Below are 11,882 nucleotides of genomic sequence, written 5' to 3' on the forward strand. Positions count from 1 at the left end.
CCGCCCGCACCCTTTTGCCGATCCCAAAAGAAAAAAAAGATTGACATCGATGCGGTCCTGTCGGATAATAGATTGAGAAAAAACATATCGGGCGATGAAGTTCGCCATTAAAGGTCCCCAGCTTTATCGGGGAATGATAACTTCTACTGGGTCCACTGGTAGAAGTTTTTTTTTCAAGGGAATATCTTCATCCCAGTTTTCGCATCTTGTGCAGGAGGAGGGATGGGGAAGGAGTGGTCTGAGAGGAAAGGAGGTAAGAGGATGGAGACGAGGAAAGCGTTTCTCGAAGCGGTCATGAAAATCGCCCATCTCGAAGACTTAAAACAGGCGGATTTAGCCGCCCGGGCGGTCATCGCATTGACCAAAGCGATCATCGGAGAAGAACTTTCCCAGAAGATCGCGGAGGTCTCCCCGCCTGACCTTCGCGAGGGGTGGGAGTCGATCAAGCCTGCCTACCTCTTTGATGCCTACGAGCGAGATGAATTGCTGTTTGAGACAGGGGAGGTCTCGGAGGTCTCTGGGGAAACTCCTTACCTCACCCGGCCGTGAGATCGAAAACGGTCCAACAAAAGACATCCTCTATGAAATCCCGGTCGATCGAGGGAGGCCACCCGTCCTTTCCCCTTTCCTCCTGCCCTGAGAAATGGTGACGTCACCGAGTCCACCGGGATCGCTCTTGAACACACCCTGGCTTCGAAGGAGACCGTATGACCGATCCCTACAGTGCCCTGATAATCGCCGCCCTTATCTTTCTCGGAAGCCTCCTTTCCGTCGAGACGGGGGTGTCGGTGGCCCTCATCGAGATCACCCTTGGCGTGATCGGCGGAAATTTTCTCGGTCTCGCACCTACCCCTTGGCTGACCTTTCTGGCAGGTTTCGGAGGAATTCTTCTAACTTTCCTGGCAGGAGCGGAGGTCGATCCCATCATCCTGAGAGAAAAGGCGAAGGAGAGTTTATGGATCGGTGGCCTCTCATTCCTCGCGCCTTTTTTAGGAACGATTGCTTATTGCTACTGGGTGGCTCACTGGTCTTTAAACGCTTCGGTCATTGGAGGAATCGCCCTCTCGACCACTTCTTTGGCTGTGATCTATGCTGTTCTGGTAGAGACAGGATTAACCCATTATGAAATCGGTAAGATCCTCATGGCTTCCTGTTTCATCACCGACCTGGGCACAGCCCTGGCTTTAAGCCTCATCTTTGCGGAATTTAATATCTTCACCCTCCTTTCTGCCGGAGTCTCTGCCTTCGTCATCCTGGTCATACCCAAGATAGCTCCCTTCCTATTCAAACGATACGGCGACCGGGTGATTGAGCCTGAAATCAAATTTCTCTTCTTCATGCTTTTCCTTTTCATTTATGTTTCTAAAGTGGGATCGAGCCATGCGATCCTGCCCGCCTTTGTGGTATGATATCTTTATAGGTATCGGGAAGAGGATGGCCCTCTGAAGTCAGGATCAATTTTGGCAATATCAATGGACGAATTGACGATATTTTCAATCCATCTCTCCACATTTCTTCTCTTTCCTCTGTCCTCATGGTATCCTTCCCAGGAAAGGGTTTTGAACGTTTCGTAATCCTTCAGTTCATTTTCGAGGAAAGTGAGATGTCGGATGAACCTATATCGAATCTCTCTTTTCAAGGGGATTTTTCTCCCTATAATCGTTGATCACAAGATGCATAAAATCTTCAGCCTCTTTCGTTACCCCCTCCATGAAATCGAGATAAAGCCCCCAGTCATTGATGGCAAGGGGGATTCCGCGAATGGCGCTTGCCGCAGCCGTTGAAGGATCCCTGTTCAAGACAAGAAGCTCAACCTCTCTTTTAATCATCCTTTCCAGGTCAGACCATATCTCATCTTCGCTTGTGTAATAAATTTCTTCTTCAAACTCGATCGGATATCTTTTCTCGGGAGAAAAATAGACTGCGATATCCACATCGGATAAGGGGGTAGCCTTCCCTTTCGCTTGCGAGCCGTATAAAAAGGCGAAGGCGACCTCTTTCCGGTTCTTAAAGTAATGTTTTAAGGCTTCGATATCCATCGAACCAAAACTAAGCGAAGGCGTGAAAAATGTCGACCCCTTTTATCGGATTCTTTCTTTCCGGGCCTCAATATACTCTCTATATTCTTTCAGGAGGACGCTTTTATACTCCCGGCGGGCGGAGGACGGGATGTAGTTGTTATATTTCTCCAGCCGGTCGAGGAGCTCTTCTGCCGTATCCCGATTCGGCAATCTCCCCTCGGAGTAAAGTTCGGCCATCACTTCATCCAAGCCATTCACCCGGACCTGTATGCCATCTGGAAATTTCAAGGTGCGCCGACTAACTGTCAGCGTCTCGGGCTCTCAGCCCACTCAGCCATCGCCTTCCACCTGTGAAATTCGATACTCGGTCATCGATGACCTCCTTCCTCAATAGATCTCCCCTTCGGCCAGTCCCCCATAAGGGCTGGTTCCCTCCCTCAGGGTCGGCAGGAGAGGTGACAGACTCCCGTCGGTGTCTCGACGGCATAAGGAAAATATCTCTTCTTGAACCAGAGGGCCACATTGACAAGGCTGATCAGGACCGGGACTTCCATCAAGGGGCCGATCACCGCGGCAAAGGCCTGGCCGGAGTTGATTCCGAAGACGGCGACGGCAACGGCGATGGCGAGTTCGAAATTGTTCGAGGCCGCTGTAAAACTTAACGTCGTAGCTTGCTCGTAAGTCGCCCCGACTTTCTTGGAGAAATAGAAAGAGACCAGGAACATCACCACGAAATAGATCAGCAAGGGAATGGCCACCCGGATCACATCGAGGGGGAGACGGACGATGTATTCCCCTTTGAGGGAGAACATGACGAGGATGGTGAAGAGGAGGGCGATCAACGTGATCGGGCTGATCTTGGGAACGAACTTCGTTTCGTACCAGGTTTTGCCCTTTGTCTTTAACCCGATCAGCCTGGAAAGAACCCCGGCAATGAAAGGGATGCCGAGGTAGATGAAGACGCTCTCCGCAATCTGACCGATCGTGATTTGAACGGCCATGCCTTTCAGCCCGAGCAAGGGTGGGAGGACCGTGATGAAGATGTAGGCGTAGATGGAGAAGAAGAGGACCTGAAAGATGGAATTAAAGGCAACGAGCCCCGCGCAGTATTCCCGATCTCCCGAGGCCAGATCGTTCCACACGATCACCATGGCGATGCACCGGGCCAGGCCGATCAAGATCAATCCAACCATATATTCGTGATGCCCCGAAAGAAAGGTGATCGCCAGAAGAAACATCAGGACCGGGCCGATGACCCAGTTCTGGATGAGGGAGAGGGCAAGGACCTTATAGTTTCGAAAGACGTGGGCCATCTCTTCGTATCTCACCTTGGCCAGGGGGGGATACATCATGAGGATGAGTCCGATGGCGATGGGGATGTTCGTCGTGTCCACCTGGAACTGGTCCCAGAAGTGGACGATGCCGGGAAAGACATAGCCCCAGCCCACACCGACAAACATCGCTAAGAAAATCCATAAGGTTAAGTAACGATCCAGGAACGAGAGTCTTTTAGTGATTTGTTCTCCTGCCATGTGGTCTATCCTCCTTGGCCCAGGTTTGAAATAGCTATCACTCTTAACCCGCGACCTGCCGGTTTTTTAGATGTCTCAGGAGCCTCCGAAACCGATGGTCACCTTGCCTCCCTCTACGATCACCGGTATCTTTCTCTTCCCCTTCGAATATTTCAACATCTCTTCAAGTGTTGCCTTGACCCCGACGTCACGAAAGACGGCCTTATCTCCATAGGCCTCCCGGGCCTTTCTGGTATAAGGACAACCCTCTGTTCCATAGATTAAAACCTTTGAAGACATGAGCCCCCTCCTTTCCGCTACTTAAACAAAATGATCCGAAAACCATCTCCAAATTCGTAAATCGAAGATTCATTTCGCTGGAGGGCCTTTAAGCCCGATATTGTGAAGCGTTTCAAGAAGCAGGCTTCGCTTCTCGGAATACGCATCCGAGAAGAGGGGTGAACATTTCTCGATCTCCGTCTGCCCCCGTAACAATTTAAAGGCAAAGGCCTGACAACTCAAAAGTCCACATTCTTTACAGTTCGTTCCCGGAAGCAGCTTGACGATATCCGTCGGCTTCAGTTCCTGTCTCATGGTGTAGTCTGGATGGATCTTATCCCGATTCCGATAGGTCTCGTTCACCAGGTCCTGAAGCCACTGGAGGAGCGACACCGCCTCCTTCTCGTCATCGATTTTAGTCAGGGTGATATGGTGGGCATGAAGGGTGATCAACTTTTCGCCTTTCTTAATCGTCAGCGTCAACGCTGGATGATTAAAAAGACACCCTTTGAGGGTGGCATTTAAATAGGGGAAGGCCTCGTAAATCTCCCCCGCCACCTCCGCAATGACGCGAATCTTCTCCGGGTCCGCAACACATGGAAGGATGCGAGTGATTTTGTAAGATTGGAAGAGCATAGGGGCCGATTGTATTTTTCGTCTCTTTTTTCAGGTTGCCCGAAGCTTAACAGGGATGACCTGTCACTGCTCCCGTGTCGCCCGATCGACCTGCGGTTTCAATACCTCTTTCAAAAAGAGATAGGCATCCTCTCTGTCCTCATCCAGCAAGATTTTGACCCTCCTGAGCAACTCTCCGGAGCCCAAGGTGATCTCGAGAGGTTTGACGATCATCCACTCTCCTCCATCAGCCATTTAATAATCATCGATCTTGTGGGAATGGTCCCCTGGGATTTGACCTTCCCGTTGATGATCAGGGCTGGCATGGGGATGTTGCCATATTGGCTTCTCAGCGAGGGATCCTTAATATATTGGAACCCCGCCCGGAGCCCGGTCTCTGCAAGGGCCTGAATCACCTCTTGCTCGAGCTGATTGCAGGAGAAACATCCTAACCCCAATAAGATGACCTCGAGAAAATCCTTTTTCTCTTCAGGCAATTCTTCCCCGAGGAATTTTTTAAATTCCCGAAAAAGGGCCTTTTTATATTCCTCTTCCATGGTGGAAGGGACATAGTTTTTCTCCCTGACTTTCTCGAGGAGCTTCTGCTTCAGGGCAGGCTCCTCCGTTCTCTTTTCGTCCCTGAGTTCTTCAAAGATCTCCTGAAGACCACTCAAACCGACCTGGGCGTTTCCCACCAGGACAAGTCTGTAATCTTTTCCTTCCATACCCTTACCCTCATTTCGACGGCGCTCCCCGGTTGGGTGTCCGGAGTCTGAGACCCTCACCTAATCCAGGCCTTGATCTCCTCTATTTGGGGCACCTTTCCAGCGATTTTGACGACGCCATCCACCACCAGGGCAGGGGTCACGAGGACGCCGTAGTTGGTGATCGTTTTGATATCCTGAACCTTAATCACTTCGGCCTCGATGCCAAGCTCTTTCACGGCCTCTTTGGCCCGCTCTTCGAGCTGATTGCATTTGGCGCATCCCATTCCGAGGATCTCGATCTTCTTCATAGATGGCCTCCTATTCGAAAAGATATCCAAAGCCCAATCCGGTCACCGTCGCCATGAGGATGACGAGGAAAATATAGGTGAGCCCCTTCTTGAATCCCATCACGCGGACGATCACGATCATACTGGGCAGACTTAAGGCAGGCCCTGCTAACAGGAGAGCAAGGGCCGGTCCTCTGCCCATTCCCATATCGAGGAAAGCTCTGATAATGGGGACCTCTGTCAGCGTGGCGAAATACATGAGGGCTCCCACGACAGAAGCGATGAGGTTGGAGCGGAGGGAATTTCCCCCTACCCATTGTTGGATAAGACTTTCTGGAATAAGGGCTTTGATCATCCCTGCGGCAAAAACCCCGATGAGGAGCCAGGGCGCGATCAATTTGACGAAGCCCCAGGTGGCTGAGAACCATTCTTTGACCTCTTCCCGGTCATACCAGCTCTTTAAAGCGACCAAGAGAACCAAAAAGGATATCCCTGTTAAAATCCATTCCTTCTGCGAGGCAAAGACCAGTATCCCTATTAAGGAGGCAAAATAGACAAGAAGGACAGGCCCTTTCTTTCCTCCCTCGGGAATGCCCAGGACCAACGATTGGTCCCTCTTTTCCTTTTCCTCCTTATGGAAGAGCAAGGCCATGATGAGACCGATGACGATGGAGAAGGCCACCGCCCCGATTGCCCTCCCCGCCCCGAGGTCCAGGCCTAACAACCTTGCCGAATAGACGATGGCGAGCACATTGATGGCCGGGCCGGAGTAAAGAAAAGTGGTCGCAGGTCCGATTCCCGCCCCCCTTTGATAAATGCCTGAAAACAAGGGCAACACCGTGCAGGAGCAGACCGCGAGAACGGATCCTGAAACGGAGGCGACTCCATAGGATAACACCCGGTTGGCTTTTGCTCCAAAATACTTCAGCACCGAAGCCTGCGAGACGAAGACCCCGATGGCCCCGGCGATAAAAAAAGCGGGGACCAGACAGGTCAGGACATGGGCCGATAGGTAATCGAGAAACGTCTCCCATCCACTTTTGAGAATATCGGCGAGCAATGATTTCACCCTCTTTACAGGGAACGCATGAGCCGGTTCTGTTCGTGTACCCGGTTTTTCAGAACGATGCTGATGCTATCCAAAATTTCGAAGACCTTTGGATCCTTGACCTTCACCATCACCTTGACCCCGTCCTTTCGGGTGGTGACAAGCTGGCTCTTCTGCATCAGGGAAATGTGGCGGGAGACGTTGGACTGCTCCCCTTTAACGGCCGGGACAATTTCGCAGATGCATTTCTCTCCATTTCTTAGAAATTCCAGTATCTTTAAGCGAGTGGGCTGGGCAAGGGCCTTTAAGATCTCTGCCTTCATCTCGAGAACCCTTTCCTCCATACCTCACCTCCTCCTTGCATATATGAATCATTAATCATATAATCCAAAAAACATAAAAGGTCAATCGGCCACCGTGCGAAACCTTCCACAATCCTTTGAAAGTGCCGTCCGTTGTTTGTATAATTTATCTAATGAAGAGAGCCATCCTCATTCTCTCCGCCTTTATTTTTATTCTTTTTGGGATCACCCCCGGGATTCCACAGACCAACCCTCCAAAGGGCCAAATCTACTATTTTTACTCGCAGGATTGTGAACCCTGTAAAACGATCTACCAGAGTTATTTACCGACCCTTAAAACGGTTTATCCTTTCCTTGAAATTCAGGCCTTCGACGTCGGAGACCCGATCCATTACGAAGCCCTTTTGAAGCTGGAAAAACGATTCGGCAAAAGGGAAAGCGAACTGCCCGTCCTCCTGATCGGAGATCATTTCCTCTCAGGCGAGAGGGAGGTGATGGAGAGGCTTGACCCTCTGCTGATGGAGTACCAGGCAAAAGGCGGAATCCCCCCGGTTTCTCTTGACCTTCCCTCGGGGATCGCTTCAACCCCACCCCAAAGGGCCGAAATCTCCCTTTCTCTCACGTACTTTCATCAGAAGGGATGCCCAAAATGTGACCGGGCCAATGCCCTGCTGAAATACCTCGTCGGAAAGTATCCCGGGCTCAAGGTCGAGGCGATCGACCTCAACACCCCTGAGGGCAAACGCCTCAACGAGGTCCTTTCAAACCGTCTTCAAGTCCCCTCTGAAAAGAGGCTCCTCGCACCGGCCATCTTCATCGGCAACGAATATCTCCCGCCCGAAGAGATCGAGTTGTCCAGGCTGGAAACGCTCCTCGCCAAGTATTCGTCCGATCCCTCATCAACTCCCCCCTTCGCTTCCAGGGGGCCCTCGGTCCCCACCCAGGAGGAGATCGCAAAAGCCGAAGAGACCATGATCGAACGGTTCAAATCTTTTGGGCTACCCGCCATCCTGGTCGCCGGTTTGGTCGAAGGGCTCAATCCCTGCGCCCTTGCCACGCTCGTCTTCTTCATCTCCTACCTCACCATGATCGGCCAGGGACGAAAACAAATCTTGATGGTGGGATTGGGTTTTTCAGGATCGGCCTTCTTGACCCATCTCCTATTGGGGTTGGGACTCCTCGGGTTTATCCAGCACCTCTCCTTCCTTCCCGTCCTCTCCCGTGCCATCTATCTGGTCACCTTCTTGTTGAGCCTCTTTCTTGCCATCTTAAGCCTCTATGATTACATCCAGTTGAAAAAAGGGAAGCCCTCAAAGATGAAACTCCAAGCCCCTGATTTTCTCAAGAGGAGGATCCATAAGGTCATCCGGGCGAGGGGGGCGGGGTTGGAGACGATTCCGGAGGGCCAACCGCTTCGGCTCCTCCTGGTCGCCATCGCCTTAGGCTTCCTCGTCACCCTCTTCCTTTCCACCTGCACGAGCCAAGTTTATCTTCCAACGCTCCTCTTCGTCACCCAATTCTCCGCGCTCAGGGAAAAGGCCCTCTTCTACCTGGTGTTATACAATCTCGTCTATGTCCTTCCCCTGCTGGGGATCTTCGGGATCGTCTATTGGGGGGTCACCTCTCAACAACTCGCTCTCTTCCTTCAGAGAAGGGCTTCCACCCTAAAACTCATAACGGCCCTCTTCTTCTTCGCTCTCGCCGGAATATTGATTTTTACCTTATTATGAGGGATAAGTATTCAATAATCCTTCATCTCAAAGAACTCGAGGAGGTGGCATGAGACAGAAAATCATTCTCTTGGGAGTCGTCGCGGCCCTCTTGGCAGGCGCTCTCCTCTTTTACTTCTTCTATCTCCAGCATCCGAGCCGTCAGGTCCTTGCCCAGGTCAACGGGGAGAAGATCACCCTGCTTCAATTCAACAAGGAATTGGAAAAAGTGGACTCTCCCCTCAAAGAGATGCTTCGAGAGGATCCCCAACAATTCCTCGAAGGCCTGATCATGCAGAGGATTCTTCTTCAAGAGGCCAAAAAAGAGGGGATCACCCCTCCCCTGAAAACCTATAAGGATACGGATAAGGAGGGGCGATCGCCAGAAGAGATCCTGGTCGGTGAACTGATGAAGAAGAAATTCTCTACGCCCCCGCCTGTGACCAAAGAAGAAATCGCGGCCCTCTACCCCGTCGTGAAGGATCGGCTGGGCGGACAACCTTTCGAGAAGGTCTCTCCCTTCCTGGAAGAGTTAATCCGGCAGGCCAAACAGGAGGAGGCGATGAAGAGGTATGTCACTCAGCTTCGAACCGCGGCCAAAGTCGAGATCGACCAGATTCGCCTCCAGAAGATCGCCCTCAAGCCTCCGGAATCGAATACCGAAGAGGAGTTCAAGAAGGCCCTTGCCGGCGGAAGACCTTTGCTCGTCGATTTCGGTGCCAACTCCTGCCTCCCCTGCCGTCAGCTGCGACCGATTCTTAAGGAACTCGAAAAGGAATTTGCAGGAAAGGCAGAAATTCTGGTCATCGATGTCTATAAGTATCAGAATCTCGCCAGGGAATATAAAATTGTGGCCCTGCCGACCCTCGTCTTTTTCGACCCCAAAGGGAAAGAGGTCTTTCGACAACCAGGCGCGATGAGCAAAGAACAGATCTCCGCAAAGCTCAAAGAGCTCGGGGCGGGAACCTAATTTTAGAGCGCGAGGGGATAAGGTCCCACCTGGGAGGGACGGTTTCCTTCGATTCCCTCTCCCATCCGGATGAGCCGATCTCACCTCCCTCCGACCCTCTGGGGTTGACCTCATCCCCCTCTTCTTTATGGATTACCTCACCCTGCTTCTTGTAGCCTTTGGATTATCGATGGATGCCTTTGCGGTCTCGGTCACCAACGGCATGACCATCCTCCGACATCAGCGAGCGAATCGGGCGCTGAAAATAGGGGTTTTTTTCGGTTCCTTCCAGGCCTTGATGCCCTTGATCGGCTGGTCCATCGGGCTCGGGCTGAAAGACCTCATCTCGAGCGTCGACCATTGGGTGGCCTTCGGGCTCCTCAGCCTGATCGGCTTGAAGATGATCTACGAATCGACGAAGATGGGGGGAGAAAAAACCGAGAAGGCCTCTCTAAGCCTCTGGGTGCTCCTTATGCTTTCGATCGCCACCAGCATCGACGCCTTCGCGGTTGGGATCAGCTTTGCCATCCTGGACCTTTCGATCGTGGCGCCGATCCTCCTCATCGGAACCGTGACTTTCGGCGTATCCTTCCTCGGCGTCTTTATCGGAAACAAGACGGGTCACTTCTTCGAGAAGAAGATCGAGGTCATAGGGGGGCTTATTTTAATCGGCATCGGCCTCAAGATCCTGATCGAACATTTAGGACTCTAATCGATGGGAAAGAAGAGAGAGAAGGAGGTTGAAGAAGGCGAGTTCAGGGAGCTCATCCAATTTACCTTGGGCGGCTTCATCGGAGGATTTCTCCTCGGGGTCTTCTTAGACCTTCTCAATTTCCAACGCAGTGCCATAGGCCAGTGGCTCGTCCGAACCCTTTCCGGAGAGGGAGAAAGCCTCTTTGAAGGCATTTATGCCCTCCGTCAGCGATGGCGCAGGGCATCGAATTCTATGGCGGAAGCCTATGGATGGGGAAAACTTGCCGGCATGGCCCTCCCATGGTTCATCGACTGGGGTAGCCGGTTGGTCGGGGTCGATGTCTATGGGATTGAAGGATTTTATATCCCTTACTTCTATGCCCTCAGTGACCAAATGGGTGCCAATCTCTCCGGATTAATTTTCCTCCGTCGGAAAGAAGGGGCCTGGTCAAGGGCGTTGGGGGAGTATGTCCGCCATCCCGTGATGCTCACCAGCCTTTTGATTATCCTCATCGTCCCTCTGGGCCTTTTGGGCGCCAGACTCATAGGGTTTAGCCCCACCACCCAAACCTTTACCGCCCTGGAGACGATCGCGGCCAACCTCTGCTGGCTCCCGCCCCTGGTAGGTTGGATTCAGGAGAAGAAAGAAATATGAGCACAATTGCACCTAAAATCTCCTTTCGGGCCCATGAGAGGAGGGTTTACGAGATGGTGAAGATCACCGGCGCTCTTATGTGTTCAATCCTTTTGGTAGGAATTATCATGGCCCCGGCCGAGGCCAAAACGGCCAATACGATCAATGCGGAGGTCAATGCTGCCTTGAAGCTCTTCGAGCAGAAGGTCAAGGGAGGCAGGGAATTTCTGCAGGCGGCCCGGGGCGTCCTCGTGATCCCCAACCTCGTCAAGGCGGGCCTCGGAATCGGAGGGATGTACGGGGAAGGGGCGCTGAGGGTCGGCGGCAAGACGGTGGCCTATTACAGCCTCGCAGGAGGCTCTGTGGGATTTCAGATCGGAGCCCAGAAGACCCATCTGCTCCTCGTTTTTATGGATGAAGAAGCGCTCAAGCAGTTCCGGAGGGGCTCGGGTTGGAAAGCGGGGGTTGACGGCTCTGTCGCCTTCATCGATGTCGGAGCCGGAAAATCCCTGGATACCCTGAACATCAAGGACCCCATCGTTGCCTTCCTCTTCGGCCAGAAGGGGTTGATGGCAAACGCAACGGTGGAGGGCTCCAAATTCACCCGGTTGACCAAATGACCCGAGCAAGAAGGACAATTGCCTTCGGTTTTCCCAGCCAGAGGTTCCCTCTCCAAAAGACTCAAAGGGAAGAGACCCAACCGGCGTTTTAGATGATCCTGCCTCCGAGGAAAAAATCTCTCGGGCAAAGCCCCAGACCCTTAATAAGTTGTTGACTTTTTTGAACTATTTCAATAGACTCTAATCGGAAAGGGGGTAGCCTCTGGGCAGGGGCCTTCCAATCTTCTCTAAGAGGACTTTTTCAGAAGTCCCATGAATCCAATACCTCTCGTGATCGATGCCTACCTTGCTTTAATAGTGGCGTTGATCAACCTAATCTTTGCCATCCTCGTATTGGTCCGCACTTCCCGCGCCCCCCTATACCTTATCTTATGGCGATTATAAAAGATTTGCCACTGGTTTTGTGATCAATTTGAGTAGCAAATCGAACAGAGATTCATGACGATGATTATAACGGAACTCCATCTCCTTTAGGTAGAGGGGAAAAAGTTTTGGAGACACGCCGTG

At 52.0% G+C, this 11,882-nt stretch carries 18 protein-coding genes and 1 riboswitch; of the genes, 7 read left to right on the forward strand and 11 right to left on the reverse strand.

Annotated features, from left to right (window positions below; all coding sequences use genetic code 11):
- Positions 1-81: 81 nt before the first annotated feature.
- Positions 82-153, forward strand: a riboswitch (Fluoride riboswitch).
- Positions 154-261: 108 nt separating this feature from the next.
- Together N3G78_09120 and N3G78_09125 are read left to right on the forward strand one after the other, a co-directional pair.
- Entirely contained in the window at positions 262-549 is a 288-nt protein-coding gene (locus N3G78_09120) for a DUF2267 domain-containing protein (protein MCX8118078.1), read from the forward strand.
- A gap of 158 nt (positions 550-707) precedes the next feature.
- Positions 708-1,409 (forward strand): cation:proton antiporter, encoded by a 702-nt coding sequence (locus N3G78_09125; protein ID MCX8118079.1) that lies wholly within the window; start codon positions 708-710, stop codon positions 1,407-1,409.
- 207 nt (positions 1,410-1,616) lie between these two features.
- On the opposite strand, the gene N3G78_09130 is transcribed toward N3G78_09125, so the two are convergent.
- From N3G78_09130 to N3G78_09175, 10 genes are all read right to left on the reverse strand, one after another.
- The gene (locus N3G78_09130) at positions 1,617-2,039 is read right to left on the reverse strand and encodes a nucleotidyltransferase domain-containing protein (GenBank protein MCX8118080.1); all 423 of its coding nucleotides are present in this window, start codon (positions 2,037-2,039) and stop codon (positions 1,617-1,619) included.
- A gap of 42 nt (positions 2,040-2,081) precedes the next feature.
- On the reverse strand, positions 2,082-2,258 hold the full coding sequence (locus tag N3G78_09135; GenBank protein ID MCX8118081.1) for a hypothetical protein: 177 nt from the start codon (positions 2,256-2,258) through the stop codon (positions 2,082-2,084).
- A 200-nt stretch (positions 2,259-2,458) separates the two neighbouring features.
- On the reverse strand, positions 2,459-3,553 hold the full coding sequence (arsB, locus tag N3G78_09140) for an ACR3 family arsenite efflux transporter (GenBank protein ID MCX8118082.1): 1,095 nt from the start codon (positions 3,551-3,553) through the stop codon (positions 2,459-2,461).
- Positions 3,554-3,628: 75 nt separating this feature from the next.
- Positions 3,629-3,832 carry a UXV-star family (seleno)protein gene (locus tag N3G78_09145; GenBank protein MCX8118083.1) on the reverse strand — a complete coding sequence of 68 codons (204 nt, stop codon included), beginning with the start codon at positions 3,830-3,832 and terminating at the stop codon, positions 3,629-3,631.
- A gap of 69 nt (positions 3,833-3,901) precedes the next feature.
- Positions 3,902-4,447: a hypothetical protein gene (locus tag N3G78_09150; GenBank protein MCX8118084.1), complete on the reverse strand. Its 546-nt coding sequence runs from the start codon at positions 4,445-4,447 to the stop codon at positions 3,902-3,904.
- Positions 4,448-4,510: 63 nt separating this feature from the next.
- Entirely contained in the window at positions 4,511-4,660 is a 150-nt protein-coding gene (locus tag N3G78_09155; protein MCX8118085.1) for a hypothetical protein, read from the reverse strand.
- The gene (locus tag N3G78_09160; GenBank protein MCX8118086.1) at positions 4,657-5,151 is read right to left on the reverse strand and encodes a thioredoxin family protein; all 495 of its coding nucleotides are present in this window, start codon (positions 5,149-5,151) and stop codon (positions 4,657-4,659) included. The genes N3G78_09155 and N3G78_09160 overlap by 4 nt, the downstream gene beginning before the upstream one ends.
- A 56-nt stretch (positions 5,152-5,207) precedes the next feature.
- On the reverse strand, positions 5,208-5,441 hold the full coding sequence (locus N3G78_09165) for a thioredoxin family protein (GenBank protein ID MCX8118087.1): 234 nt from the start codon (positions 5,439-5,441) through the stop codon (positions 5,208-5,210).
- Positions 5,442-5,451: 10 nt separating this feature from the next.
- A complete protein-coding gene (locus N3G78_09170; protein ID MCX8118088.1) occupies positions 5,452-6,480 on the reverse strand; it encodes a permease in 1,029 nt (342 codons plus the stop codon).
- A 14-nt stretch (positions 6,481-6,494) separates the two neighbouring features.
- Positions 6,495-6,812, reverse strand: coding sequence for a metalloregulator ArsR/SmtB family transcription factor (locus N3G78_09175; protein MCX8118089.1), 318 nt, complete (start codon positions 6,810-6,812; stop codon positions 6,495-6,497).
- A 131-nt stretch (positions 6,813-6,943) separates the two neighbouring features.
- Between N3G78_09175 and N3G78_09180 the strand changes: the two genes are divergently transcribed.
- From N3G78_09180 to N3G78_09200, 5 genes are all read left to right on the forward strand, one after another.
- Positions 6,944-8,500 carry a glutaredoxin gene (locus tag N3G78_09180; GenBank protein MCX8118090.1) on the forward strand — a complete coding sequence of 519 codons (1,557 nt, stop codon included), beginning with the start codon at positions 6,944-6,946 and terminating at the stop codon, positions 8,498-8,500.
- Positions 8,501-8,549: 49 nt separating this feature from the next.
- A complete protein-coding gene (locus N3G78_09185) occupies positions 8,550-9,449 on the forward strand; it encodes a thioredoxin domain-containing protein (GenBank protein MCX8118091.1) in 900 nt (299 codons plus the stop codon).
- Between the two features lie 127 nt (positions 9,450-9,576).
- On the forward strand, positions 9,577-10,140 hold the full coding sequence (locus N3G78_09190) for a manganese efflux pump MntP family protein (GenBank protein MCX8118092.1): 564 nt from the start codon (positions 9,577-9,579) through the stop codon (positions 10,138-10,140).
- A gap of 3 nt (positions 10,141-10,143) precedes the next feature.
- On the forward strand, positions 10,144-10,776 hold the full coding sequence (locus N3G78_09195) for a hypothetical protein (protein ID MCX8118093.1): 633 nt from the start codon (positions 10,144-10,146) through the stop codon (positions 10,774-10,776).
- A 53-nt stretch (positions 10,777-10,829) separates the two neighbouring features.
- Positions 10,830-11,375 (forward strand): lipid-binding SYLF domain-containing protein, encoded by a 546-nt coding sequence (locus N3G78_09200; protein ID MCX8118094.1) that lies wholly within the window; start codon positions 10,830-10,832, stop codon positions 11,373-11,375.
- 378 nt (positions 11,376-11,753) lie between these two features.
- Here N3G78_09200 and N3G78_09205 read toward each other — a convergent pair.
- A partial coding sequence (locus tag N3G78_09205) for a DDE transposase (protein ID MCX8118095.1) occupies positions 11,754-11,882 on the reverse strand: 129 nt, incomplete at its 5' end.

This window comes from Thermodesulfobacteriota bacterium (assembly GCA_026415035.1).
Classification (GTDB): domain Bacteria; phylum Desulfobacterota; class BSN033; order BSN033; family UBA1163; genus RBG-16-49-23.